Raw genomic sequence first — 21491 nt, forward strand, 5'->3', positions numbered from 1 at the left:
GCATTGCGCTGCAAAATGATCGGTTTGTTGGCGCGGCACTATAGGCTGCACCCGCTTCATATTCCAACGGCGCAAACCGACGCAAGCCGGTCATGCCAGCACCTCCGCAAGGAGACGCGCGATGGCGGCGCTGGAGTCGGCCTGCAAGGCGGTGGCGAGATCGACATCCTCCTCGCCCTTGACGCGGATGCGCTTGAAGGCGAGCTCGGGCGCGCCGAGCGGCGCGGTCGCGTCCAGGCCCATCTTGGCGCTGATGCCATTGTCGGTGGTCGGATCGAGCTTCGAGCCGAGCGCGCCTGACACGACCATGAGGTCGCGATCGGCCTGGAAGCGCGTCGCCACCGCCCATTCGATCTCCTCGGACGAGGAGATGTCGACATCCTTGTCGACCACGACCACCTGCTTGATGTCGTAATGCGCGCCGAAGGCGCACATCATGATGTTCTTGGGCTCGCCGTCATTGGCCTTGTCGATCTTGATCGCGAGGTGATAGCGGCAGGTGCCGCCGCGCGTGAGGCGGACGTCGAGCACATTGGGGAAACTGCGGCGCAGATGCTGGAGCAGCGTCGCCTCGCGCGGCACGCCGCCGAGGATGAGATGCTCGAACCCGCCGCCGACGATGGTGTGGAAGATCGGCGCCTTGCGATGCGTGATCGCGTCGACCTCGATCACCTCGCGGTTGGCGCGCGGGCCGTAATACTGGGGGAATTCGCCGAACGGCCCTTCCGGCTCGCGCACGCCCTGCAGAATGCGTCCCTCGATGACGATCTCCGCATGCGCGGGCACGCGGACCGAATTGGTACGGCACTTCACCACATCGACCGGCGAGCCGAGCAGCGCTCCGGCAATGGCCATCTCGTCCTCATCAAGTGCGGCGATCGCCTGCGAGGCCAGCATCAATGCCGGATGCGCGCCGATTACGATGGCTATCTCTAGTGGCTGCCCCAGCTCTTCGGCGAGGCGATAATAGGAGAAGGTATGGCGCGGCAGCAGCAGGACACCGATACGGTTCTTGCCGGAGATCTGGCAACGGTGGATCGAGACGTTCTGCACGCCGGTCTTGGGATTGCGGGCGATCAGCAGGCCAGCCGTGATGTAAGGACCGCTGTCGCGCTCATTATGCTTGGGCACCGGAAGCCGGCGGAGCAGATCGACATCCCTGTGGACGACTTCCTGCACCGGGCCGCTCGCGACCTCATGCGTCGGCAGCGGATGGCTCGCGGCGGCCAGGAACCGCGGCAGCAGTTGGTCCACGGTCACACCGATGGACTCCGCGACCCAGTCACGGCCGGCAAAGAGGTTGGCGACAACCGGAATCTCGTGCCCGTCGGGGCGCGGAAACAGCACGGCGCTATCGCGCTCGAGCCGCTTGGCGATTGCGGCGAGCTCATCGGCGAGGCCAATGCCCTCGCGGGCAATCGCGAGCTTGCCACGCTCGGCGAGATAAGCGAGCCAGGCGCGCAGGTCGGACGGCCCCTTTGCAGCCGTTCTGTCCGGAGTTTCCATTTGCATGTGACGGGTCTTTCCTTAAGCCTTCAGATCAGGGCACGATCTTGCGCAGCGTCAGCGAGCGGCGCTTGAGCGCCTCGTCCTCGCCCCAGCGGCGCACCACGCCGATATCGATGTCGTAGAGGTCGAGCACACGGCCGACGGTGTGCTCGACCATGTCTTCGAGATTCTCGGGTTTCGCGTAGAAGGCCGGCACTGGCGGCGCGATGATCGCGCCCATCTCCGACAGCGCCGTCATCGTCCTGAGATGGCCAGTGTGCAGCGGGGTCTCGCGCACCATCAGCACCAGGCGCCGGCGCTCCTTCAGCACGACATCGGCGGCGCGGGTTAGCAGCGTCGTGGTCACTCCGGAGGCGATCTCGGACATCGAGCGCATCGAGCACGGCGCCACGATCATGCCAGCGGTGCGGAACGAGCCGCTGGAAATTGCCGAGGCCATGTCGTCGATGGCATGGCAGACATTGGCGAGCGCCCTCACCTCGGCAATCTTCAGGTCCGTCTCGTAGGCGAAGGTCTGTTCGGCGGTCTTCGACATCACCAGATGCGTCTCGACGCCGGCATTGCGCAGCAGCTGCAGCAGCCGCACGCCAAAGGTGACGCCCGAGGCGCCGGAAATGCCGATGATCATCCGCTTGGGCGTGGCGTCCTGCATCTTTGGTTTCGCTCCCGGAGGGCGCGCGCCCTTCAGCCGCAAGACTAGGCAATCCAAACCATCACCACAAATAATGATTGATTATATCGTTCATCATCTGGGATGATGGTAACGAGCAAGACCGACGAACGAAGGACAGCCCCGTGGAACTCAGGCAGATGCAATATTTCCTGTGCCTCGCCGAAGAGAAGAACGTCACCCGGGCCGCGCGCCAGCTCAACATCGTTCAGCCGGCGCTGAGCATGCAGATCGCCAAGCTGGAGGCCGAGCTCGGCCAAAAACTGTTCGACCGCAGCGTCCAGGGCATGACGCTGACCAGCGCCGGCGAGGCACTGGTGCGACTGACGGCGCCGATCGTGCGCGATGCCGAACATGCGCGGCAGGAGATGGCGCAGCTCGGCGGGCGCATCTCCGGCCGGGTCTCGGTCGGCCTCATCACCTCGGTCGCGCAAAGCACCATGGCGAGCGCGTCTGCGACGGTCGCCAGCCGCTATCCCGAGATCACGCTGTCGGTCTGCGAGGGCTACACCGAGACGCTGGTCGACTGGGTCTACACCGGCCAGCTCGATTTCGCGCTGATCAACGTGCCGCGGCGGCGGACGCCGCTGGCCGCGCATCACGTCATGGACGAGGAAATGGTGTTCGCCTGCCGCAAGGACAACGCGATGAGGCCGCCAGCGAAACTGCGTTTCGACCACATCGCAGGCTTCGACCTGGTGCTGCCTTCCAAGCGCCACGGCCTGCGGCTGATCCTGGACGAGCACGCCGCGGCGGTCGGCATCGACCTGCGCCCGCGCCTCGAGCTCGACACGCTGCCCGCGCTCTGCGACGTGATCGCGACCACCGATTTCGCGACGGTGCTGCCGACCATCGCGCTCCGGCAATCGCTGGCGGGCGGGACCATCCGCGCGCACCGCTTCGACACGCAGCGGATCGTGCGCTCGATTGCCTGGGTGCATCACCCCAGACGCGCGGTGTCGGTCGCCGCCAAGGCCGTGCTCGATGTCATTAGCCACGATCTCGCGCAAGCCGCCGCCGTGGCGCGCGAATTCGTGGAGCCTGCCTCCAGTGGCATAAGCTCGTCCTCCCGCAAGGCTCGCAGGAAGCCGCGGAGGCGAGCAGGTTAGAACCAATCGAGATTCAATCCGACTGCGTTGAAAGTTTCGATGGCGGCCCGATATTGTTTGACGCACGCCACCGCGTCCGGACCACTCACCGCCCGCCATGCCCTTCTTCCGGCTCAACGACGACCAATTCCTCCCCGATGATCTCGGGGACTTCGACCCCGAAGCCGTGCCGCGCGCCATCGCCGCTTTCGGCGGCCGCATGGTCACCAAGGGCATGGAGCTCGCGATGCACAGGCATCGCAAGGACGAGCTTGTCCTGGCCTTGCGGGGCATCGTCAGGCTGGAGGCCGGACATGGCGTCTGGATCGTACCACCGCATTGCGCTGTGTGGATTCCGGGCGATGTCCCGCACGGCGTGAGCGTCGCCGGCGATGTCGAGATGCATTGCCTGTTCATCGATCCGGATGCAGTCCCGACGCTGCCGCGTCAATGCTGCACGCTGTCGATCTCGCCTTTGCTGGCGAGCCTGCTGGTGCATGCCACCCACATGCCTGTCATGTACGACGTCGACGGGCCCGACGGCCGGATCGCCACGGTGCTGCTCGACCAGCTCGCTGCCGCTCCGATCGAGGAGTTGCGCTTCCCGATGCCTACGGATGCCAGGCTACGCCGGATCGCGAGCGCGATGATCGAAAATCCCTCGGACCGCGCGACGATCGACGATTGGGGCCGGCGCATCGCCGTCGCCCCGCGCACCCTCACTCGCATCCTGCAACGCGAGACCGGCATGAGCTTTGGCCGCTGGCGCCAGCAGCTCCACATCCTCATCGCGCTTCAGCGCCTCGATCAGGGCGCCTCGGTGCAGGCTGTCGCGCTCGATCTCGGCTATGAGGGCGCGAGCGCCTTCGTCACCATGTTCCGCAAGGCGCTCGGCAAGCCGCCGGCGCGATATCTCGCCGAACGCCGCATCAGCGCACACTGACCGGAAATCGCAATCGATTGTCCCGTTCGCGGAATGCGCACCAAGGGACGATTTCGTATCCAGGCTCCGACGCGCCGATGGGCGCATTGCAGGGAGCCGACCAACATGGATTCACTCAGCAGCGGCCTCGTCGCCGACGTCCTCCATCGTCTTCATCAGGAAGCGGAGATCGCCGACGCGCCGCTGATGCAGGCCTTTGTGAATGAGGGCACGAGCCGCGAAGAGATGATCAGCCAGGCGATCGCGGCCGAGAGCCGCGATCTCAATGAGGTCTACCAGAGATTTGCGAACAATTTCCTGAGCGTCTCACCGCGGTTCGGGCGCTTCCTCTACATGTGCGTTCGCGCCAGCAAGGCCAAGCGCATCGTCGAGTTCGGCTCCTCGATGGGGATTTCGGCGATCTACATGGCCGCGGGCTTGCGCGACATCGGCGGCGGCCGCCTGATCGGGACCGATCTCGAACCCGGCAAGGTCGAGCGCGCACGAGCGAACGTCGCCGCGGCGGGGTTGGCGGACCTGGTCTCGTTTCGGGTTGGCGACGCGCGGGAAACTCTCCAAGCCGATCTCGGCGGCGAGATCGACATGGTGATGCTCGATGGCGCCTTCACGCTCTACCTGCCCATCCTCAAGCTGCTGGAGCCGCACTTGAAGCCTGGCGCGCTCATCGTCGGCGAGAACGCGTTCGAGGAAGCCTCGGGCTATATCGACTACGTCCGCGATCCCGACAATGGCTACCTCTCGCTGTCGCTGCCGTTCGATCCCGGCCGCGGCAACGAACTCACGATCAAGACCAGATAATCCGGGAGCCAGGCCTTGAACGATCCCGGGCAGCAGCCGCAAATCTCATCGCAGGCGCCACGAGGAAGGGTCACGCAGATGTTGCGGCGATGGCTGATGCGGTCCGCGCGCATCGCCGCAATCGAGACGCTTTCGCCGCACTTCCGGCTCGTCGAGCTCGAAGGCGAAGCGCTCAAGACCGTCGCCTGGGCGGCCGGCCAGAAGATTCAGGTCGCGATGGGCGCAGGCCTGAGCGCGCGCACCTATACGCCGATGTCGTGGAACGCGGGTAGCGGCCGGACACGCCTGCTCGCCTTCGTCCATGGCGATGGCCCCGGCAGCCGATGGGCGGATGGTTTGCATGAAGGCGACACCTGCCAGTTCTTCGGCCCGCGCCGCTCGCTCGATCTCACCGGCTTCGAGGCGCCCATCGTCCTGTTCGGCGATGAGACCTCGTTCGGTCTTGCGGCGGCATTGCGCGACAATCTGCAAGCCGGCGGTGCGCTCCACATGTTCGAAACCACTGATGTCGCGGCGTCGCGGCAGGTGCTGGAGGCGATCAGCCTCGGTGAAGCACGATTGATTGCCCGCAGCGCGGACGATGTACATCTCGCAGCCGTCGAGGCGGAAATGCTGCGCCTTGCTGCAAACGGCGCGCAGTTCGTCCTGACAGGAAAAGCATCATCGATCCAGCGCATCAGCCGCGCGCTGAAAGCCGCTGGCGTCGCATCGTCGCGGATCAAGGCAAAAGCCTATTGGGCGCCGGGCAAGACCGGGCTGGATTAAAGCGTGTCGCTCAGGTTTTGGTCTGCCTGATCGCACGCTGATATCTCAGCGTCGTCATGGCCGGGCTTGTCCCGGCCATCCACGCCCCTCCACACCGCACAAAGAACGTGGATGCCCGGGACAAGCCCGGGCATGACGGTGGCACTCAGATCTCGCCATCCTATCGCTCGGACGAGATGTCGCGCCTGCCTTCAAAATGAGACGGGTTGGTAAGTTCTGAGACGAGCCGGCATGACGGTCGCATCAAGCGGATAACTACGGTCCAGGCGCAGAAAATCGCGGCCTGGCGCTGATCCCCGACGAATCCTGTCCCCGGGCGATCCCAGGGCGCGCAGAACAAGACAGTCGGGAGATCCAGTCGGAGATGACACGGTTCGGTCGCAGCAAGATCACGAACACCGCTTCCCAGCAGAGCGAGGGATTTCATCTTGACCGGAGATCACTGCTCTCGCTCGGTGGCGGCGCCTTGCTCGCAGCCGCCGGAATGCGGGCCGCGAACGCGCAAGACTATCCCGCCCGGCCGATCCAGGTGCTCGTGCCCTTTGCCGGCGGCAGCGCCAGCGATGTGATCACGCGCATCCTGCTCAACCGCATGTCTACGTCGCTCGGACAAGCGTTTGTGGTCGACAACCGCCCCGGCGCCGGCGGCAATATCGGCACCGCGGCCGCGGCACATGCGGCCCCGGATGGCTACACGCTGCTGATGAGCACATCGGGCCCGCTGGCCGCAAACAAGTCGCTCTACAAGGAGCTTCCTTACGACCCGCTGAAGGATCTCGCCCCGATCGGCCTGTTCGCGACGATGCCGAATGTCATCGTGATCAATTCGAGGCTGCCGCCAAAGTCGCTGCGTGAACTGATCGACTACGCCAAGGCGCATCCGCGCGAGCTGAACTACGGGACCGTCGGCGTCGGCTCGTCGCAGCATCTGTCGGCGGCCTATTTCGAGCAGCTCACGGGCACCGAGATCACCCACGTGCCCTACCGCAACATCGCCGCCTACACGCCGGACTTCATCGCCGGCCAGGTCCCGCTCGGCTTCCAGCTGTTGCCGAACGTTCTCGGCCTGATCAAGAGCGGCGATGCGCGCCCGCTCGCGGTTGCCAGCGACAAGCGCATGACGGCGCTGCCTGACGTGCCGACCGCGGCCGAGGCTGGCCTGAAGGACTACGAGAGCGCCGCCTGGCTCGCGCTGCTCGCGCCGGCGAATACCGACAAGGCCGTCGTCGACAAGCTTTATAAAACGATAGTCGAAGCGGTGAACGATCCGAAGGTGCGCGCCCTCTTCGTCGAACAGGGCGCCGAGCCGCTGGTAATGGACCCGCAAGGCCTGACGAGTTTCATGACCACCGAGACCACGAAATGGGCCGGCATCATCAAGAAGATCGGCATCGAGCCGATGTGAGGATCAGACCAGGCCAATCTTGCTGCGGCTGAGCACCTCGCCGTCGCCGACGGCGACATCAAGGCCCTCGCGTGTCGCCCGCATTCAAGCCGCGAGGGTCGACCGCAGACGGCGCCAGCCGATGACGATGCCGGTCACGGAGAAGACGAGCCCGAACCCACAAAGCCCGACAATCAGGACCTCGCGCAGGCGCGGATGCGCCATCAGGACCGGAAAATCGAGCGTGTGGAGCGCGCTGTAGAACCAGCGATAGGCGCGCCGCGAGGCATCCAACCTCTGCAGCACGCTGCCGTCGGCGCCGTCGATATCGAACCAGACCTCGCCGCATCGGACGCGGTAGACGGGCGCTCCGGGAACGACGGACTGCGCCGGATAGTCGTCAGGCTCAGTGAGAACGGATGGCAACCCGCAGTTCGCGGCAAGGCGCGCCGTGAATTCCTGAATGTCGCGCACACTCAAGACACCTGCTTGTCCATCGCGGGACACATTCCCTGCTCTGACCAACGTCTGGGACCCCTGAGCAAGGCGATCGCGACGATAGAGATTGCCGCCGACCCCGAACCATTCGACTTCGCGGACCGGTGACGCTGGCCGCAGCTGGTCGCGCGATGAAGCCGTCCAGTCCGGCGCGGCATCCGCCACACGCGCTTCGGCGGGCGTCAACTGCCCGCGCGAGAACAGCCGGCCGTGGTCCATGGACAGCCAGCCGCTGAAAATCCATGTCAGCACGAACAGCGTTGCTGCGAGGCCGATGAGATGATGCAGGGCGTGCCAGCCACGGTACGGCGTTGAGATCGCGCGTCCCCGCATCCTGATCCGCACGATCCCGAGCACCGCACCGAGCAAGGCCGCAATCGAGGCCAGCAGCGACAGCGTCCAGACCACGCCGTCCCACAACGCCCAATTTCTCCTCAGCACCGTCGGATAAATCCAATGCAGGACGCTGCCGACCCAATTCCACCCGCGCTCGCTTCGGGTCGTGTCGAGGACGACCTCGCCGGTGCGCGACGAGACGTAGACTTCCGTCCCCGCGATGTCGCCGAGGGCGACGCGAAACAAGGGCCGATGGCGGTCGAAGCCGTTCGGAACACTCCATTGGTCGTAATCCGCGCGTGCGACGATCGCAGCCGGCGCGGGATCGAGCCCTCGCCGGCTGGCGTGCGCCCGGGCAATGGCCAGCGCAATGTCGGCAGACGTCACACTCGCGTCCTGTCCATCGGAGGCGTGGACCGCGCCGAGGTGCGATCGCCCTGACACGACGTAGACCGGCCCATCGCTCCGCTGGATCACCCGCGCGCGCGTCGCATCCGCAACCCCGCTTGCCGCCACGGCTGCGGCGACCGTGATCCTCACCTCCGCAGGATCGACCGGCGCCAATCCGACAAACCGCTCCGCTTCCGTCAGCGACGGATACGGAACGAAGTGCATCACGATTCCGCTCGCGAACCACATCGCGAACAGCAGGCAGAACGCGACCCCGAGCCAGCGGTGCAGCAGGACGATCGCGCCCATCATGGGATCAGCGCCCTACCATTTGAACGCGGCGGAGAGTTCATAGGTGCGCGGCGCGCCCAGGAGGATCTGGTCGGGATAGAACGGATCACCCCAGATCGCGTACCGCTTGTCGGCGATGTTGCGCACGCGGAAGGTCAGGCGCGCCTGATCGACCGCGTTGAAGACCGTCTTCGGGATGTCCACGAAGGCATAGACGTCGGCAATGGTATAGGCCTTCAATGTCACGACATTGGCGTCGGTGTTGTAGCGGTCGCTGACATGGCGACCGGTGATGCCGAGCTCCACCGGCCAGGGCGTGAAGAACCGGTACGACGCGCCGGCATTGGCGACGATGCGCGGCACATTCGGCGGCGTATTGCCGGAGAACGAGCCGCCGACGAAATTGTAGTCGGCATAGCGCGCATCGACATAGGCGATGTTGCCCCAGAGACGCAGCGGCTCGATCGGGCGCACCGCGGCTGCAAGCTCCACACCCTTCGATTCCTGTCGTCCCGCAACGTTGAGCGTCTGGCCGCCGGCTGCCGCGTAGACGTTCTTGCGCAGGATGTCGTAGGCGGAGAACGACCACTCCGCCCTGTTGTCCCAGAACAGGTGCTTGACGCCGGTCTCATAGGTGCGTGCGGTGGTCAGGTCGAGCGGCTGGGCCGGCCCAAGCAGGAAGATGTTGTTGGCGGAAACGTCGGCGCCGGTGGCGTACTGGCTGAAGAAGGTCAGGCCGGGCACGGCATCCCAGGTGTAGCCGATGCGGCCCGTCGTCGGGACCCAGTCCTTCGTGAACGGGAAGCCAGCCTTCACCAGGCCGTTGACGTCGGTCCAGTTGCGGTCAAGCCCGATATGCTCGACGCGGAGGCCCCCGACCAGCGCAAAGCTGCGCGTCAGCTTCAAGCGGTCCTCGAACGACAGCGCCTCATTGTCGATGCGCGCGGTCTGTTGCTGGATCGTGAGCAGGCCGTAATAGCCGCGGGCGGGATCGACGAGCGAAACGGCGTCGCCGGGGAAGTTCGCAGCACCGGGCCTGACAAAATCCAGATAGCTTGACGACAGTGTCGTGACCAGCCGGTTGTCGAAGCCGGCGATGTTCGTGTCCCAGATCAGATCGGTGATGTTGCCGACCAAACGCTGGCTGTGCGCGACGTAAAAGCGCTCGCGATTGACGAGATTCGAGACAGAGTTGAATGCCTCGACCTCGTTGTTGAACCAGGTGCGCTCGGCGCCATAGCCATAGACCTGGCTCTTCAGTGTCAGGTCGGGCGCGAGCTTCAGCTCGAAGCCTCCGCGCAGCCACACTTCTTGCGCGACGTTGCGATTGTCGAAGACGTTGTAGTTGTTGGTATTGAAGGTGCGGTCATCGATGGTGACAGCGCCGAGGTTGGTTCCGTTGTAGTTGGAGACGTAATTGCCCGAAACGATGCCGCTCGTCGCATGCGAGCCGCTGAAGGCGATCGGCACCAGCGGCGCGCCCCAATAGGCCTTGCCGCGATCTTCGCGATACTCGATCGCGCCCCAGATCTTGAGGCTGTCGGAGATGCGGTAGTTGAGCTGGCCGGAGATATCGAGCATCTTGGTGTTGGTGTCGTCGGCAAAGCCGTTGAGCGAGGAACGGCTGATGTCGAAGCGGTAGTCGAGCCCCTGCACGTTGGTGCTGCCGCCCGAGCCGTAGTGGACGCCGAACGAGTTGAGCGAATCCCAAAAGAAGTCAGCCTCATTCCGGATCGGCCCGGTGTGCGGCTGCTTCGTGACCAGGTTGATTGCGCCACCGGCGGCACCTTCGCCGGACATCAGCGAGGCCGGACCTTTCAAAAATTCCACGGCTGCGAGATTGGCCGTATCCGTGATCCGCGAGGTCATGTTCTGCGGACCGATCTTGATGCCGTTGTAGAGCATGTTGATCTGGCTGTTGGTGAAGCCACGCATCGAGAAGGCCGCTGGCTCGGCCGGATTGTCGCCGGAGGTGACACCGACGGCGCCCTGGGCCACCTCCGACACGGTGTGATAGCCCTGCTCCTGCATTGTTTTCGCCGAGATGACCTCGACGGTCGCGGGCGTCTCCTGCACGGTCAGGCCGAGTCGCGAAGCGCTCTCGGCCACCACATTGGTGTTGAGTGGCGTCTGCGCTGCTGCGGCCGGCACGGCGGGCTTGGCCGCCGCCGATGCGGCCGCCGGCCTGCGCGCTGTTGCGCGGCGTGGGCTCTGCGCGTCCCGGCCGGCCGGCTTGGCCTGCTTGCGGGATTGGGCGGGGGAGACTTCAACGGGCGGCAGGGGTTCGCGGGCCTGCTGCGCCAGCGCGGCAGGCATATCGGCGGCAACAAGTGACACGAGCGACGCGGAGGCGAGCAGCAAGGCGCGCGGTCGTACGATACGGATGGAAGACACGGTTTTGGACCTCGGTATGACGTCAGTGGCACGTCACAGCGAACCAAGGTCCCATCATCAGGCTTTGAGCCTTCCGATGAAGCCGAATGTCTGTACTCCCCGACCGACATCTTCGCGTGTGACCACGGCTGACGGCAGGTCTCCTGGCTCGCGGGTCGTGACCGCTTCGTCGCCTTCCCGGGACCGAGGACCCAGTGGCTTCTGACGAAGGATTCACCGCTTACAGTTGCGGGGGCAGCTACGGCATTGGGGACAATGTCCCCGCACCGCATTCCCTTTTCATCCCCTCTCGGGGAAACCGTCAAAGGCATCTAGGATTACGACCAAGACAGAGTCAATGTGCAAGCTGCGGCGTTATTGCCACAGCACCCAATTTCCTTGGAGATGAGCATGGAAGGCGAGACCTTCCTCTGGCTGATCAGACATGCGCCCGTCGACGGCGTCAAAGGGACGATCCACGCCGCCGACGCGCCGGCCGATCTGCGCGATCGCGCACAACTCGAGGCGCTGCGGCAGCGTCTGCCGCGGGATGCTGCGAGCTATTCCAGCCCGTCGCGGCGCACGGCCGAGACCGCGCGGGCGCTGGGGCTGGAGCCGACGCTGGTGAGGGAGTTCAGCGAGCAGGATTTTGGCGACTGGACCGGCCATCGGCATGACGAGCTCGCCGCGACCGGCGGCGAGGCCTATGCGCAGTTCTGGAGCGATCCCGCGCGTGGAAAGCCGCCGGGCGGCGAGAGCTTCGAGGATCAGGTCGCGCGCGTCCGGCTGGGTCTCTCGCGGATTGGCACTGGGTCAGCAGCGCTTGTCGTCCATTCTGGCACGATCCGCGCTGCGCTCTGCATCGCGCTCGACCTGACGCCGCAGGCAGCCCTGCGCTTCGTCATCGATCCGCTGTCGCTGACCCGGATCGACCGGCTTGCCACAGGCTGGCGCGTCGTTTCCGTCAATCAGCGGATCAGCTATGCATGATCCGGAAAAGTGCGCAGCGGTTTTCCGAAAAGATCATGCTCAAACAACACCCTAAAGCGCGATGATCTCATCGCACTTTAGGCCGATCCGGCACGTTGGCCTGCGCGAACGTCGCCATGCCGTTGTGAAGTGCGCAGGCCGACCGAACCAGCGGCAGCGCGATGGCGGCGCCCGATCCCTCGCCGAGCCTCAGATCGAGGCTGATCAGCGGCTGCACGTTCAATGCACGCAGCACCAGTCGATGTCCCTGCTCCGCGGATTGATGCGAGGGCAGCAGGAACGGCTGGCAGGACGGATTGAGCCGCGCTGCCGTGAGCGCCGCGACTGACACGATGAAGCCGTCGATCAGCACGGGGATGCGGCGCTGCGCAGCCGCAATGATGGCGCCGCAAATCGCCGCGATCTCAAGCCCGCCGACGGCGCACAGGATTTTTTCGGGCGCCGCGCTCGCAACGCCGTGGCGTGCAATCGCAGCATCGATCACCCGCGCCTTGTGCGCGCGGCCCGCCGCATCGACACCGGTGCCGCTGCCTGCGATCTCCTCGGCGCTGACGGCGAGCAGGCTCGCGGCGATCGCCGCCGATGTCGTGGTGTTGCCGATGCCCATCTCGCCGAAGATCAGGAGATCGGGTTTGGTGGCCTCCGCGCGCGCGACCGCGCGCTGGCCGGCTTCGAACGCAAACGCCAGTTCGGCAGGCGCAAGCGCAGCCTCGACACTGAAATCGCGGGTGCCGCTGCGCGGCTTGTCGGTGACGACGCCTGCCATCGCCTCCTGCGCCAGCGTGCCCGCGTCAACCACTTCCAGAGTCGAGCCGAGCTCGCGCGCCAGCACCGAGATCGCCGCGCCGCCGGAGGCAAAATTCGCCATCATCGCGATGGTCACTCCTTGCGGATAGGCGGATACGCCCTGCGCGACGATGCCGTGGTCGCCGGCAAAAACGATGATCGGCACCCGCGCGGCGCGCGGCTGCTCGGTCGCCTGCAGGCCCGCAAGCTCGATCGCGAGCTGCTCGAGCCGGCCGAGCGCGCCGGTCGGTTTTGTCAGCTGCGCCTGACGCGCAACCGCCGCCTCGCGATGGACCGCGGAGACGTCAGGGCACTTTTGGTAGACCCACTCGGGGAGCATGCTGCCTCGCTTAACACCCGCGCTTGAGAATATAGCTGTCCATGATCCAGCCATGCCGCTCGCGCGCTTCCTGCCGCGCGGCGACGATGCGCGGGCCGATCTCGGCGAGCACACCGGACATGATGATTTGATCGGGCATGCCGAGATAGGCGCCCCAATAGATATGAAGCCCCGCCGGATCGAGCGACTGGAATGCCGTGCCGCCGTCGAGCATCACCACCACGGTATCGACGCCTTGCGGCCAGCCGCCTTCGCGCAGGCGGCGTCCCGTCGTCACAAGGAAAGGCTCGCCGATCTCGTTGAGCGGCAATGCATGGGCCGCGCACAGCGCCTGTATCGAGGTGATGCCGGGCACGACCTCGATATCAGGCAACGGATTGAGCCGGCGCGCGATGCGCAGCGAGGAATCGTAGAGCGAGGGATCGCCCCAGATCAGCAGCGCAACCTTGCCGTCACGCCCGAGATGATCCGCGATCGTCTGCGACCATGTCGCGGCGACCGCATCGTGCCAATCATCCACGCCCTTGCGGTAATCGGCTTCGCCCGCGTCGCGCACGGGGAGATCGAACTCGGCAATGCGGGTCTTGTCGCTGGTGAGCACATCCGCGCAGATCGTGCGCCTGAGATCGGCGAGATCGGATTTCGCGGTGCCCTTGCGCGGGATCAGGATCAGATCGGCGGCATTGATGGCTTGAATGGCGGCGCGCGTGAGCTGCCCGGGATCGCCGCAACCGATGCCTATCAGGGAGAGCGTGAGCATCGCGAGCGCGAGGGGCGGCCATGACGGCCGCCCCTTAATCTCTTACGCCGCGTTGTGCAGGCGCGGAGTGACGAGGCCCGGCGCCGTAACACCGCGCAGCGACTTCGCCAGCGCTAGCACCGCGAGATCGGCAAGCGGCTCGATCACGATGACCAGCGCATAGGACGCCGCGAACGTCGCGATATTGGCGAGGTTGCTCATCGCAAAGCCAGAGCCATAGAGCGCCCAGAATGCCACCCAGGCGATCACACCGGCCTGGTAGGTCGTCGAGAGCGCCAGCGCCTGGCGATACCTGAGGTCCACATAGGCGGTGTTGCGCGAGATGATCCGCGTGGCGATCGCCTGGATCCCGAACAGCGGCACCAGCAGCGTCGTGACGTTCATGCCGTATTGCGGCAGGTCGGCGGGCTCGAAGAACACGCCCTGGAGCAGCAGGCCGAGCGCGAGACCGAAGGCGGCGGGCGCAGCGCCGAACAACAGGAACAGGGTCGAACCGAGGATGAAGTGCACCTCGGAGACGCCGACCGGGAAGTGCGGCAGGATCTCGAAGAAGGTGAAGACGAGGCCGGTGGTGGCGAGCGTCCGCACCGCGAACGATACGACGCCCTGCTCGCGCACGGTCTCGGCCGCGAGCTTCAAGGCAACGCCGCCTGCGGCGATGCCGGTTGCGTAACTCAATACGAGCTTGGCGCCGGTCACGACGCCGGGTTCGATATGCATGGCTCAGTTCCTTCCTGCCGTCACACCCGACGGCCTTGGCCTCAAAACATGCACGGCCGGTCTCCTGGCTCGCGGTTCGCTGGGGTTCTCCGGCCTTCCCGGACCTTGCGGCCCAGTGGCTGATCGGAGCCCCTCACCGCTTACAGTCGCGGGGGCGGCTGGGGTTTTGGGCGCCGCAACTGGGTCCGCCCATCCCCATTCCCGATTATGCTCCGGCGCTTTGCGCCGCGTTGAGCACCATGCCTCTCCTGTGTGCCCCTTCCGCCAGCCGGGCGTCAAGGGCCGAGAGGCAGCCCGGGCCATCATGACGGATAATCCCCCGCCAGCGCGCCGAACAGGATAACGGCCGCCGTGGAAGCCGCCCCGCCCCGCGCAAGCTGCTCGGCAAGCTCGGCAATCGTGGTGCGTACCAGCCGCTCGTCGGCGCGGCCAAGGGATTCGGCGAACAGCGCGGGGGTATCAGGGGCGAGACCGTGCGCGATCAATTTTGCGGCAAGATCCGGGAAGGTGCGGCGGCCCATATAGACCACGGTCGTCGCTTCGGGGTCGGCCAGCGCCGTCCAGTTGAGATTTTGGGGCAGCTCGCCGGTGACGTCGGCCCCGGTGACGAACTGCACCCGGCGCGAGGTATGGCGCCGGGTCAGGGGAATGCCGGCTTGCGCGGCGGCGACGCAGGCCGAGGTGACGCCGGGAACGATCTCGTAGCCGATGCCGGCATCGCGCAGAGTCTCCAGCTCCTCCTCAAGCCGGCCGAAGATGCCGGCATCGCCGGACTTCAACCGCACCACGCGCGCTCCGGTTGCGGCGTAGTCGACCAGGAGTCGGTTGACGTGGTGCTGCCTGGTCGAGGGCCGCCCTGCCCGCTTCCCCACCGCAACGAGATTGGCGCCGGGCCGCGCCAGATCGAGGATCGCGCCGGAGGCAAGGTCGTCATAGAGCACGACGTCAGCCTCGCGCAGCCGCGCGGCGCCCTTCACGGTGAGGAGCTCGGGATCGCCGGGGCCGGCGGAGACGAAGGAGACAAAACCGCTCACCGGTCCTCCGCGATCAGATGAAAGAACGTGCCGGTGGCGTGGCCACGCCGCGAGCCGGTCTCGGCGATGACCGCGCCGGTTGCATCATGCACGACCGCCAAGGGCGTGTCAGGCTGCGCAAGGATCGTCGAATAGTGGAATTCGTGACCGCGCAAGCGCGCACCCGCCTGATGCCCCGGCATGGGCACTGCGAGCGCGGCGAGACGATAGCCGAGATGCATGCGGCGCCTGGCAAAGCTCGTCTCCAGGCCAAGCAGGCCCGTCATCTCGTGGCGGACGCCGTCGGCATCGGTCAAAGCGGTGCCCAGCACCATATAGCCTCCGCATTCGCCGTGCACCGGCCGTGTTTCGGCGAAGGCGCGCAAGCCGCTGCGAAACCGCGCACTGGCCGCGATCGTGCCGGCATGGAGCTCGGGATAGCCGCCGGGCAGCCAGCACACATCGGCGCTCATATCAGGGCCTTCATCGGCGAGCGGCGAGAATGTCGCAATCTCCGCGCCAGCCGCGCGCCATGCTTCCAGCATGTGCGGATAGACGAAGGAGAACGCGGCGTCGCGCGCCAGCGCAATGCGCTGGCCGGGCGGCGTCACGTTGAGGCCGTTCGACGCGGCTTGCGGCGACCAGCTCGCTGCCGATCGCAGCACCGCATCGAGATCGACATGCTCGGCGACGAAGCGCGCGGCCTCGTCGATCAGCTTGCCGATCTCGGCCTGCTCCTCGGCCTGAACCAGGCCGAGATGCCGCTTCGGCAGCGAGATCTCGGCGTGGCGCGGCAGCGCGCCGAACACGGCGATGCCGGCATCGTTGAGCGCACGGCGCACCAGGTCCTCGTGGCGCGGGCTGGCGACACGATTGAGCACGACACCGGCAAGCCGCACGCCGGGGCGATAGTCGCGCAGACCTGCGGCGATCGCCGCCGCCGTCTGCGCCTGGCCGGAGGGATCGATCACCAGCACGACCGGCCAGCCCAGCATCTCCGCGATGTCGGCGGTGGCGCCGGTGCCGGTGACGCCGCGCGCGGCGACGCCGTCGAACAGGCCCATCGAGCCCTCCGCGAGCACGACATCGGCATCCGCACCGCGGCTGACGAGATGGGCGATCGTGCCACGATCCATCGCCCAGCTATCGACATTGACGGAAGCGCGGCCCGTCGCGGCGGCATGAAAGGCGGGATCGATATAGTCGGGCCCGCTCTTGAAGCATTGCACGTTCAATCCGCGATGGCGCCAGGCGCGCGCGAGCGCCAGCGTCAGCGTGGTCTTGCCGACGCCGGAGGCCGGCGCAGAGATGACGAGGCCTGCGGCCATCACGACACCTCCGGAAAGCGCGGCTCGGCGCCGACGGGACGATAGCGGCGGTCGTAATCGACGGCATAAAGGCGGCTCTCGTCGAAATCCGCAGCACCAAGCGTCCTGCCGACCAGGATCAACGCGGTGCGCTCCATCTCGGCACCCACAGCAGCATCGAGGGTTGCGAGCGTGGCGCGCACGATGCGCTGGTCCGGCCAGCTCGCGCGCCAGACGATCGCGACCGGGCAGTCCGCGCCGTAGTGCGGCGAAAGCTCAGCGACGACCTTGTCGAGCAGATGGATCGACAGATGGATCGCGAGCACCGCGCCGGTCGCGGCGAACGCAGCGAGCTTCTCGCCTTCAGGCATGGCGCTGGCCCGGCCCGGCGTGCGCGTCAGCACCACGCTCTGGGCAAGGCCGGGCAGCGTCAGCTCGGCCTCCAGCGCCGCCGCGGCGGCCGAGAAGGACGGAACGCCCGGCGTGACCGTGAAGGGAATGCCGAGCGCGCGCAAGCGGCGGAGCTGCTCGCCCATCGCCGACCAGATCGAGAGATCGCCCGAATGCAGCCGCGCGACATCCTTGCCCTCGGCATGGGCCGCAGCGATCTCCGCGATGATCTCGTCGAGCGACAGTGGCGCGGTGTTGACGATGCGCGCGCCGGACGGGCAATGCGCCAAAACGCCTTCAGGCACCAGCGAGCCGGCATAGAGGCAGACCGGACAGGCCTCGATCAAATCGCGGCCGCGCAGCGTCAGCAAATCTGGCGCGCCCGGCCCGGCGCCGATGAAATGCACCGTCATGCGCCATCTCCTTCCGCGATCGCGGCGGTCGCGGTGCGATCCTGCGAGACTACGCGCGTCGCAACCAGGCGCGCGCAAGGGCCAGCGGCGGCGAGTGCAGCCGCCTCGGCAACCGAGCCCGTGCCAAACATTTCCCCGACGAGCTTCGACTGCGTTGGCGTGTCGATGCTCGTAAGCACATCAGCGGCGACGGCCTTGATCGGCACACCGCATTCCCGCGCGAGCTGCTTCAGGACCTCCGCGTCGGCCTTGTCGCTGACAGTTGCCACCGCCGCGAGGCCTTCAGTGCCGCCAGCGGCCAGCAACGCCTCGCGCAGCGAAGCCAGCGTGACATCCTTCTTGAATCCGAGCCCGGCGACCTTCATCGCACTGTACTCCACTGCACAACCGGCCGCGCTGCCTCCCAGGAGCGATAGCGGCCGAGCGGGGCTGCATGCGCGATCTCGACCCGCATCAGCTCGCCGCCATGGCGCTGATGCAGCTCGCCGAGCAGCGCTTCCGTCTCAAGCGTGACTGAATGCGCAACGAGCCGCGCACCCGGCGAGAGACGGGACCAGACAGCATCGAACAACGCGCGATCGAGACCACCGCCGATGAAGACGGCATCCGGCACCTCTTGGCCAGCAAGAGCTTCAGGCGCCTTCCCCGTAACGACGGTGATCCGATGCGCCAGTCCAAATGCGGCTGCATTGCTGCGGATGTTCGCCGCGCGGTCTTCGCGCGCCTCGATCGCGATCGCCGTTCCCCCGCACAGCGCCCACTCCACCGAGATCGAGCCCGAACCGGCGCCGACATCCCACAGCCGTTCCCCGGCACGCGGCGCCAGCGCCGAGAGCGCGAGCGCGCGCACCGGCCGCTTGGTGATCTGGCCGTCGTGGACGAAGAGATCGTCCGAAAGTCCGGAGCTGCGAGGAATGCCTCGCCCGCCTCTCGCCTCGACGGCAATTGCGACCAGATTTCCGGCGAGATCGCCCGCAAAGCCGTCGGCGCGATGTTCAACGATGCTTTCGCGCGGCCCACCGAGCGCGGCGAGCGTCCAAAACGCCGAGGCGCCCCATCCGCGCTCGCTGAGCCATTTCGCGAGGTCGCCGGGCGCCTTCCCGTCACGCACGAGGCAGAGGATGCGAGCATCATTCGCCAGATGCGGAATGAGACGCTCGAATGGTGCGGCGTGGAGGCCGAAACAGGCAGCAGTTTCGAGACGCCAGCCTAGCCGCGCGGCGGCAAGCGAGAAGGTCGACGGCGCGGAATGCGCGGTCCACTCTCCTGCATCGAGCTTTTCGGCAAGGCTTGCGCCGGCGCCGTGCCAGAACGGATCGCCCGAAGCGAGCACCGCCGTCGGCCGGCCGCGACAGCTCAGCACGACATCTGCATCGAACGGCACCGGCCAGGGGTGGCCGCGGCTGCCAACGTCTGCAAGCGAGAGGTGACGCTCGCCGCCAAAAACAGTTTCCGCTTTGGCAAGCGCGTTTCGGCTTGCCTCCGACAGCCCGTCAAGGCCATCTTCGCCGATACCGATGATGGTCAGCCAGGGATCAGCCATGATACGCGCCCTCATACTGGGCGGAACTGCCGATGCGAGCGTGCTCGCGGCGGAGATCGCGCGCACACAGATCGACGCCGTCTATTCCTACGGCGGCCGCACCCGCACGCCCGCCGATCAGCCGCTGCCGACCCGCATCGGCGGGTTCGGCGGCGTCAGCGGGCTCGCCGACTATATCCGCAGCGAGGCCATCACGCATGTGATCGACGCGACGCATCCCTTCGCCGCCGAGATGAGCCGCAACGCGGTTGCGGCGTGCGTCGAGACCGGCACGCCGCTGATTGCGCTCGAACGTCCACCCTGGACGAAAGTGCCCGGCGACAACTGGATCGAGATTCGCGACGTCAATGCGGCGGTCGCCGCGTTGCCCGACGCGCCGGCAAACGTGTTCCTTGCCATCGGCCGCCAGCACATCGCCCCGTTCGCGAGCAAGCCGCAGCATGCCTATACGCTGCGGTTCGTCGACCCGCCCGAAGCGCCCCTGCCCTTCGCAGCCGATGTGATCGTGTCGCGCGGACCGTTTACGCTCGAGGGCGAGCTCGAGATGCTGCGCGGTCGCGGCATCGCCTGGATCGTCGCCCGCAATTCCGGCGGCGACGGCGCCCGCGCCAAGATCGACGCCGCCCGCACGCTCGGCCTGCCCGTGATCATGATCTCGCGACCGCGCCTGCCTGAAAGGCCTTGTGTGGAGAGCGTGGCCGAGGTGATGGAGTGGCTCGGTCATTCTACACGCCTCGGTGCGTAGACCCAGCGGCCGACGCGGCGTGTCTGCGAATTGCCGATGATCACCAGCGTACGCATGTCAGCCATTTCAGGCGTCGCCTCGTTCAGCGTGACAGTCTCGATCTTCTCGTCGGCCGAGCTGATCGCGCGCGCGAAGATGACCAGGCGGTCGCTACAACCAGCATCCCTCAAAACTGCGAGCGCGCGACCAAATCCCTCCGGCCGGCTCGCCGAGCGCGGATTGTACATCGCAATCGAAAAGTCGGCTTCGGCCGCGAGCCGCAAGCGTTTCTCGATCACCGCCCAGGGCTTGAGATTGTCGGAGAGATTGATCGCACAGAAATCATGGCCGAGCGGCGCGCCGGCGCGCGCCGCCGCCGCCAGCATCGCGGTGATGCCGGGCAGCACGCGGATCGGCAGTTTTTGATATTGCGGCGCCTGCTCCAGTGCCTCGAACACGGCCGAGGCCATCGCGAACACGCCGGGGTCGCCGGAGGACACGACAACGACATGGCCGCCTTCGGCGGCAAGCCGCAAGGCGTCGCCGGCACGCTGCAACTCCTCGCGATTATCCGACGGATGCAGCGTAAGTCCCGGCCGCAGCGGCACGCGCGCGACATAGGGCGCATAGCCCAAAATATCGGTCGCGGCGGCAAGCGCGGCGGAGACCTCGGGCGTCACCAGCGCATCGCTGCCCGGCCCGAGGCCTGCGATGGTCAGCGTGCCCGTCATTCGGCCGCGTCCAGATGCCGGCCCTTGCCGTGCACCAGCACGATAGCAAAGTAAGGACAATCGGCGGCATCGATCTCGGCGAGCCGCACCACGCGCTCGCCGGGCATGGTGCCGCGCTCGACCAGCCAGGCATCATCGAGCCGCCCGGCGGATGCGAGCGCACGGCGCACCTTTGCGAGATTGCGCCCGGTCTTCATGATGACCAGCGCATCGGAATCGCGCATGCGGCGTTCGAGCTCATCCTCGGGAAGCGTGCCCATCAGCACCGTCGTCACGTCGTCGCCGAGCGCGATCGGCTGGCCCACGCCGTTCCAGCAGCCGACCATGCCGGGAATGCCCGCGATCACCTCGATCTCGACGCGCCCTTGCAGCCGCGAGTACAGGTGCATGAAGGAGCCGTAGAAGTAGGGATCGCCCTCGCAGAGCACCACGACGTCGACCGCGCGCGAAAGCCGCGCGAGGCGCTCGGCCCATTCGTCGTAGAAACCGCCCAGCAGCTGAACGTATTCACGGCTGTCGAACGCAATTTCTGTCGTGACCGGATATTCCATGGGATATTCGGTGACGTCGGCCGCCAGCATGCCCTCGACGATGCGCCGCGCCTGGCCGGGCCGGCCCTTCTTGCGGAAGTAGGCGACGTGCTTGGCGCCGCGCACCGTGCGATCAGCGCGCACGCTCATCAAATCAGGATCACCGGGGCCGAGACCGCAGCAGATGATGCGTCCCATC

Annotated in this window: 21 protein-coding genes and 2 riboswitches; of the genes, 7 read left to right on the forward strand and 14 right to left on the reverse strand. The window is 66.3% G+C overall.

Features of this window, described 5'->3' with window-relative positions; all coding sequences use genetic code 11:
* Positions 1 to 90: 90 nt before the first annotated feature.
* Positions 91 to 1512, reverse strand: coding sequence for a UbiD family decarboxylase (locus AAFG16_RS32400; RefSeq protein ID WP_342731824.1), 1422 nt, complete (start codon positions 1510 to 1512; stop codon positions 91 to 93).
* A gap of 28 nt (positions 1513 to 1540) precedes the next feature.
* Complete coding sequence (locus AAFG16_RS32405; RefSeq protein ID WP_342731826.1) at positions 1541 to 2161, reverse strand: UbiX family flavin prenyltransferase; 621 nt, start codon at positions 2159 to 2161, stop codon at positions 1541 to 1543.
* Between the two features lie 158 nt (positions 2162 to 2319).
* On the opposite strand from AAFG16_RS32405, the gene AAFG16_RS32410 reads away from it, so the two are divergent.
* From AAFG16_RS32410 to AAFG16_RS32430, 5 genes are all read left to right on the forward strand, one after another.
* On the forward strand, positions 2320 to 3288 hold the full coding sequence (locus AAFG16_RS32410; RefSeq protein WP_342741006.1) for a LysR family transcriptional regulator: 969 nt from the start codon (positions 2320 to 2322) through the stop codon (positions 3286 to 3288).
* 97 nt (positions 3289 to 3385) lie between these two features.
* A complete protein-coding gene (locus tag AAFG16_RS32415) occupies positions 3386 to 4210 on the forward strand; it encodes a helix-turn-helix transcriptional regulator (protein ID WP_342731828.1) in 825 nt (274 codons plus the stop codon).
* A 105-nt stretch (positions 4211 to 4315) separates the two neighbouring features.
* Entirely contained in the window at positions 4316 to 5008 is a 693-nt protein-coding gene (locus tag AAFG16_RS32420) for a class I SAM-dependent methyltransferase (RefSeq protein WP_342731830.1), read from the forward strand.
* 96 nt (positions 5009 to 5104) lie between these two features.
* Positions 5105 to 5773, forward strand: a complete 669-nt coding sequence (locus tag AAFG16_RS32425; protein WP_342731832.1) for a siderophore-interacting protein — start codon at positions 5105 to 5107, stop codon at positions 5771 to 5773.
* A 364-nt stretch (positions 5774 to 6137) separates the two neighbouring features.
* The gene (locus AAFG16_RS32430; RefSeq protein ID WP_342731834.1) at positions 6138 to 7178 is read left to right on the forward strand and encodes a tripartite tricarboxylate transporter substrate binding protein; all 1041 of its coding nucleotides are present in this window, start codon (positions 6138 to 6140) and stop codon (positions 7176 to 7178) included.
* Positions 7179 to 7262: 84 nt separating this feature from the next.
* On the opposite strand, the gene AAFG16_RS32435 is transcribed toward AAFG16_RS32430, so the two are convergent.
* Positions 7263 to 8693: a PepSY domain-containing protein gene (locus tag AAFG16_RS32435; RefSeq protein ID WP_342731836.1), complete on the reverse strand. Its 1431-nt coding sequence runs from the start codon at positions 8691 to 8693 to the stop codon at positions 7263 to 7265.
* A gap of 12 nt (positions 8694 to 8705) precedes the next feature.
* Positions 8706 to 11066, reverse strand: a complete 2361-nt coding sequence (locus AAFG16_RS32440) for a TonB-dependent receptor (protein ID WP_342731838.1) — start codon at positions 11064 to 11066, stop codon at positions 8706 to 8708.
* A gap of 115 nt (positions 11067 to 11181) precedes the next feature.
* Positions 11182 to 11384: riboswitch (cobalamin riboswitch) on the reverse strand.
* A gap of 72 nt (positions 11385 to 11456) precedes the next feature.
* On the opposite strand from AAFG16_RS32440, the gene AAFG16_RS32445 reads away from it, so the two are divergent.
* Positions 11457 to 12035: a histidine phosphatase family protein gene (locus tag AAFG16_RS32445; RefSeq protein WP_342731840.1), complete on the forward strand. Its 579-nt coding sequence runs from the start codon at positions 11457 to 11459 to the stop codon at positions 12033 to 12035.
* A 67-nt stretch (positions 12036 to 12102) separates the two neighbouring features.
* Here AAFG16_RS32445 and cobT read toward each other — a convergent pair whose 3' ends face one another.
* The 8 genes from cobT to cbiE form a co-directional block, all read right to left on the reverse strand.
* Positions 12103 to 13161, reverse strand: coding sequence for a nicotinate-nucleotide--dimethylbenzimidazole phosphoribosyltransferase (gene cobT / locus AAFG16_RS32450; protein ID WP_342731842.1), 1059 nt, complete (start codon positions 13159 to 13161; stop codon positions 12103 to 12105).
* Positions 13162 to 13171: 10 nt separating this feature from the next.
* Positions 13172 to 13921, reverse strand: coding sequence for a precorrin-6A synthase (deacetylating) (cobF, locus tag AAFG16_RS32455; RefSeq protein WP_342731844.1), 750 nt, complete (start codon positions 13919 to 13921; stop codon positions 13172 to 13174).
* 42 nt (positions 13922 to 13963) lie between these two features.
* Positions 13964 to 14641 (reverse strand): energy-coupling factor ABC transporter permease, encoded by a 678-nt coding sequence (locus AAFG16_RS32460; protein WP_342731846.1) that lies wholly within the window; start codon positions 14639 to 14641, stop codon positions 13964 to 13966.
* Between the two features lie 36 nt (positions 14642 to 14677).
* A riboswitch (cobalamin riboswitch) is annotated at positions 14678 to 14898 on the reverse strand.
* A gap of 45 nt (positions 14899 to 14943) precedes the next feature.
* Positions 14944 to 15675 carry a uroporphyrinogen-III C-methyltransferase gene (cobA, locus tag AAFG16_RS32465; RefSeq protein WP_283080542.1) on the reverse strand — a complete coding sequence of 244 codons (732 nt, stop codon included), beginning with the start codon at positions 15673 to 15675 and terminating at the stop codon, positions 14944 to 14946.
* On the reverse strand, positions 15672 to 16982 hold the full coding sequence (locus tag AAFG16_RS32470) for a cobyrinate a,c-diamide synthase (RefSeq protein WP_342731849.1): 1311 nt from the start codon (positions 16980 to 16982) through the stop codon (positions 15672 to 15674). The genes cobA and AAFG16_RS32470 overlap by 4 nt, the downstream gene beginning before the upstream one ends.
* Entirely contained in the window at positions 16982 to 17764 is a 783-nt protein-coding gene (cobM, locus tag AAFG16_RS32475) for a precorrin-4 C(11)-methyltransferase (RefSeq protein ID WP_342731851.1), read from the reverse strand. Before cobM ends, AAFG16_RS32470 begins: the two co-directional genes overlap by 1 nt.
* The gene (locus AAFG16_RS32480) at positions 17761 to 18129 is read right to left on the reverse strand and encodes a cobalamin biosynthesis protein (RefSeq protein WP_342731853.1); all 369 of its coding nucleotides are present in this window, start codon (positions 18127 to 18129) and stop codon (positions 17761 to 17763) included. The genes cobM and AAFG16_RS32480 overlap by 4 nt, the downstream gene beginning before the upstream one ends.
* Positions 18126 to 19307, reverse strand: coding sequence for a precorrin-6y C5,15-methyltransferase (decarboxylating) subunit CbiE (cbiE, locus tag AAFG16_RS32485; RefSeq protein ID WP_342731855.1), 1182 nt, complete (start codon positions 19305 to 19307; stop codon positions 18126 to 18128). Before cbiE ends, AAFG16_RS32480 begins: the two co-directional genes overlap by 4 nt.
* Between cbiE and AAFG16_RS32490 the strand changes: the two genes are divergently transcribed.
* Positions 19306 to 20052 (forward strand): cobalt-precorrin-6A reductase, encoded by a 747-nt coding sequence (locus tag AAFG16_RS32490; protein WP_342731857.1) that lies wholly within the window; start codon positions 19306 to 19308, stop codon positions 20050 to 20052. The two genes, cbiE and AAFG16_RS32490, sit on opposite strands and share 2 nt — an antisense overlap.
* Here AAFG16_RS32490 and cobJ read toward each other — a convergent pair.
* Positions 20028 to 20762, reverse strand: coding sequence for a precorrin-3B C(17)-methyltransferase (cobJ, locus tag AAFG16_RS32495; protein ID WP_342731859.1), 735 nt, complete (start codon positions 20760 to 20762; stop codon positions 20028 to 20030). The genes AAFG16_RS32490 and cobJ overlap by 25 nt on opposite strands.
* Positions 20759 to 21490 (reverse strand): precorrin-2 C(20)-methyltransferase, encoded by a 732-nt coding sequence (locus tag AAFG16_RS32500; RefSeq protein ID WP_342731861.1) that lies wholly within the window; start codon positions 21488 to 21490, stop codon positions 20759 to 20761. Before AAFG16_RS32500 ends, cobJ begins: the two co-directional genes overlap by 4 nt.
* Between the last annotated feature and the right edge of the window lies 1 nt (position 21491).

The sequence above is a fragment of the Bradyrhizobium sp. B117 genome (assembly GCF_038969555.1).
Taxonomy (GTDB): Bacteria; Pseudomonadota; Alphaproteobacteria; order Rhizobiales; family Xanthobacteraceae; genus Bradyrhizobium.

Bases quoted from the DNA above. Each gene is read 5' to 3' on its own strand.
- AAFG16_RS32460 (WP_342731846.1), bottom strand. From the start codon at position 14,641: ATGCATATCGAACCCGGCGTCGTGACCGGCGCCAAGCTCGTATTGAGT.
- AAFG16_RS32490 (WP_342731857.1), top strand. From the start codon at position 19,306: ATGATACGCGCCCTCATACTGGGCGGAACTGCCGATGCGAGCGTGCTC.
- cobJ (WP_342731859.1), bottom strand. From the start codon at position 20,762: ATGACGGGCACGCTGACCATCGCAGGCCTCGGGCCGGGCAGCGATGCG.
- AAFG16_RS32420 (WP_342731830.1), top strand. From the start codon at position 4,316: ATGGATTCACTCAGCAGCGGCCTCGTCGCCGACGTCCTCCATCGTCTT.
- AAFG16_RS32445 (WP_342731840.1), top strand. From the start codon at position 11,457: ATGGAAGGCGAGACCTTCCTCTGGCTGATCAGACATGCGCCCGTCGAC.
- AAFG16_RS32500 (WP_342731861.1), bottom strand. From the start codon at position 21,490: ATGGGACGCATCATCTGCTGCGGTCTCGGCCCCGGTGATCCTGATTTG.
- cbiE (WP_342731855.1), bottom strand. From the start codon at position 19,307: ATGGCTGATCCCTGGCTGACCATCATCGGTATCGGCGAAGATGGCCTT.
- AAFG16_RS32480 (WP_342731853.1), bottom strand. From the start codon at position 18,129: ATGAAGGTCGCCGGGCTCGGATTCAAGAAGGATGTCACGCTGGCTTCG.
- AAFG16_RS32405 (WP_342731826.1), bottom strand. From the start codon at position 2,161: ATGCAGGACGCCACGCCCAAGCGGATGATCATCGGCATTTCCGGCGCC.
- AAFG16_RS32470 (WP_342731849.1), bottom strand. From the start codon at position 16,982: ATGGCCGCAGGCCTCGTCATCTCTGCGCCGGCCTCCGGCGTCGGCAAG.
- AAFG16_RS32415 (WP_342731828.1), top strand. From the start codon at position 3,386: ATGCCCTTCTTCCGGCTCAACGACGACCAATTCCTCCCCGATGATCTC.
- AAFG16_RS32430 (WP_342731834.1), top strand. From the start codon at position 6,138: ATGACACGGTTCGGTCGCAGCAAGATCACGAACACCGCTTCCCAGCAG.
- cobM (WP_342731851.1), bottom strand. From the start codon at position 17,764: ATGACGGTGCATTTCATCGGCGCCGGGCCGGGCGCGCCAGATTTGCTG.
- AAFG16_RS32435 (WP_342731836.1), bottom strand. From the start codon at position 8,693: ATGATGGGCGCGATCGTCCTGCTGCACCGCTGGCTCGGGGTCGCGTTC.
- cobT (WP_342731842.1), bottom strand. From the start codon at position 13,161: ATGCTCCCCGAGTGGGTCTACCAAAAGTGCCCTGACGTCTCCGCGGTC.
- AAFG16_RS32425 (WP_342731832.1), top strand. From the start codon at position 5,105: ATGCGGTCCGCGCGCATCGCCGCAATCGAGACGCTTTCGCCGCACTTC.
- AAFG16_RS32400 (WP_342731824.1), bottom strand. From the start codon at position 1,512: ATGCAAATGGAAACTCCGGACAGAACGGCTGCAAAGGGGCCGTCCGAC.
- AAFG16_RS32410 (WP_342741006.1), top strand. From the start codon at position 2,320: ATGCAATATTTCCTGTGCCTCGCCGAAGAGAAGAACGTCACCCGGGCC.
- cobF (WP_342731844.1), bottom strand. From the start codon at position 13,921: ATGCTCACGCTCTCCCTGATAGGCATCGGTTGCGGCGATCCCGGGCAG.